Genomic DNA, 2,432 nt, shown 5'->3' with positions numbered 1-2,432 from the left:
TCGATAAAACGCATCACCAAAAAAACAAAATAAAAGGGCATTGTTTCGACAAAAAATTAAAAAGAGCTGCATCTGCAGCTCTTTTACTTGTGTTAGGACAACTTATATTATTGTAGCTGTCCATTCGAGGACGCTTTGGATGATACAAATTCGCTTGCCCAATCGACCATCCCATTCATCAACGTCAAAATTAGATTGACAGCGTCCTTCTCTGTTAATGTACCATTGTTGGATTGGCTGCTGACATACTGGGAAGTTTTTTGTTCCAGCTTTTCAACCAAATCCTTAATTTTCAATAATTCATTGGCTAAGTCTGAGACTTGCTGGCCGCTAGCGCCATTTTGACCACCTTGTTGGCCTTGGCTCTGGCTCTGGCTCTGACCCTGACCTTGCCCTTGAGCTTGTCCTTGAGCTTGTCCTTGCCCTTGCCCTTGTCCCTGACTCTGAACTTGATCCTGGCTTTGTCCTTGATCATCAGCCTGATCTTGCTGTTGTTGACCGGAATCCGAAGCTTGCTGCTGCTGATTTTGGCCACCTTGCGAGTTTTGGGATCCGCCTAACAACATTTTCTTTACTTGTTCGAGCTCAATTAGCACTAAATCGTTTTGTTTGGTGAGTTCATCCATCTGCAGCTTGAGGTCCTGTGTTTTGATCATGTTGTCAAGATTGCTCCTTCCTTTATTTCACGGCACCGCAGGCGATTCGTTTACCAGAATTTCCGGATGGATCCGTCTTCAGATCATCAGCTTTCTCATGAATGACGAGTGAAGTTCCCCCTGGCTTAAACAACGAATTCGGTTTGTCAGGAAGCAGCACCACGGATTTCGTGACCGTACTCAAACGGCCATTTCCCTGATCATCTACGACCAGATTAGGAAGATCCCCTGCATGAAAACCTTTGGGATTCAGAAAACCATGCTCTTTATGCATCGGATTAAAATGTGCACCTGCCGAGTCAAATGTCGGCGCGTCGCAAGCCGCTTTTTCATGAATATGAAAACCATGGGCACCAGGCGTCAGTCCGCTAACCTGAAGATCAATTTGTACTCCCTCAGGAACTGCTGCCAACTGGGCATTCCCGACAGTTTGTCCACTTGCTCCAATCAACGTTACCTGTAGAGGTGGTGTAGCGCTGGATTCTGCTGTCGCCGTGCTTTTCACGCTTTGACAGCCTGTCAGCACGAGTAGCCCCAAACTCACAGTCACAACAATTTTTAATGATTTCATAATGTATTGTCCTCCCGGAAACTTAGCATTTTACATAATCTACCCTTAGGATGCACAACTGACTTCTGCTGTAACCGTATTACAAGAATAAAATTTTCATATTTGCTCAGAAATAGTAAAAAACCCGCAATCATCCGATCGCAGGCTTTCTTCATTTATTTCCCCTTATAAAATCGTCATCAATTTGGCTATGATTTGTAGATTTTCAAGCTTGCGCTTGTAGAAATGGAACTCTACCTTCGTATGTTCAACGGCATCTTCCATTCGGAGCACTTGTTGCTGCAAATCTTTCGTGTAAGGCCACATTTCTGCTTGGCGCTGTTGTTCATTTTTCCCTGTGACCACCCCATCGCCAATGACTTCACATTCCTTCGCCAATAACTCGTGCTTGGCCCAACTCAGCTCTGAGACAGCATCCACATAGATAGCTTCAGCTTGTTTGAGCAGCTCAGGTACTAACTGTAATTCCAAAATAACATCCGACCGGTTCATTCGGACTCCTCCTAAGAGTTTTCATAAGAAAACTATCTTTGTAAGCATAAGCTCAGCTTAGCAAATCATAAACTTTCGCTGCTTGCCTCATGTATATTCATAGAAAAATAAAACATGCTCATTAGTGAAATCCGGCGAAAATAAGTCATTTTAGGGCAAAAAACAGGCATAAGCACAATCCCATTTCAGCAGGAAATGACAAACGTATTAAGATTTCATTAAATCTATTAATTGCCGTTTAAACCTCTTGTATACCCTGATAGAAGCGGATAAAATATGAGTATACATAACATGAGGAGGTGACAATGCATGAGCCAAGAGGAAGAAGTTGTATCCCAAAATGAAGAAGAAATCGCTGAAGAGTCCACAGAAGAAGTGGTGAACGAAGAAGCGGCTGAAGAAGTTGCAGAGGCTAGTGAAGAAGCTGCTGCGGCTGAAGAAATCGTGGAATCCGAAGAGGAATAATTGATCCTTATTTAAAATAAATCCCCCCCAGCCTACCGGCTGGGGGTTTATTGATTACATAGATTTTTTTATTTTATGTGTATAAATTATCTGAACATTCAAATAATACTGGTGTACCATAAAAAAGGAGATGATTTTGAATGGCTAGTAACAACACTTTAGTCGTACAACAAGCAAAAGCAGCATTGGATCAACTGAAGTTTGAAGTCGCTCAGGAAATTGGTGTCCCTCTCTCCCCTACTGGCTAC

The 2,432-nt window shown here is 42.8% G+C and carries 5 protein-coding genes; 2 read left to right on the top strand and 3 right to left on the bottom strand.

Translation table 11 applies throughout. From position 1 onward, the window contains the following. Positions 1-107: 107 nt before the first annotated feature. The 3 genes from AC1DUA_RS33800 to AC1DUA_RS33790 all read right to left on the bottom strand — a co-directional run bounded on the left by AC1DUA_RS33800 (position 108) and on the right by AC1DUA_RS33790 (position 1,719). Entirely contained in the window at positions 108-656 is a 549-nt protein-coding gene (locus AC1DUA_RS33800) for a hypothetical protein (protein WP_477503903.1), read from the bottom strand. Between the two features lie 22 nt (positions 657-678). Continuing rightward, on the bottom strand, positions 679-1,227 hold the full coding sequence (locus AC1DUA_RS33795) for a superoxide dismutase family protein (RefSeq protein WP_477503901.1): 549 nt from the start codon (positions 1,225-1,227) through the stop codon (positions 679-681). 165 nt (positions 1,228-1,392) lie between these two features. Beyond that, positions 1,393-1,719, bottom strand: a complete 327-nt coding sequence (locus AC1DUA_RS33790) for a hypothetical protein (protein WP_145656799.1) — start codon at positions 1,717-1,719, stop codon at positions 1,393-1,395. A 309-nt stretch (positions 1,720-2,028) separates the two neighbouring features. On the opposite strand from AC1DUA_RS33790, the gene AC1DUA_RS33785 reads away from it, so the two are divergent. Further along, positions 2,029-2,184, top strand: coding sequence for a hypothetical protein (locus AC1DUA_RS33785; protein ID WP_477503900.1), 156 nt, complete (start codon positions 2,029-2,031; stop codon positions 2,182-2,184). 140 nt (positions 2,185-2,324) lie between these two features. Continuing rightward, positions 2,325-2,432, top strand: a 108-nt coding sequence (locus AC1DUA_RS33780; RefSeq protein WP_477503904.1) for a small, acid-soluble spore protein, alpha/beta type, incomplete at its 3' end; no start/stop codon positions are given.

The organism is Paenibacillus sp. 01T422, from assembly GCF_056398785.1.
The sequence above is the reverse complement of the archived record's forward strand: the minus strand, read 5'-3'. Positions and strand labels throughout refer to the sequence as shown.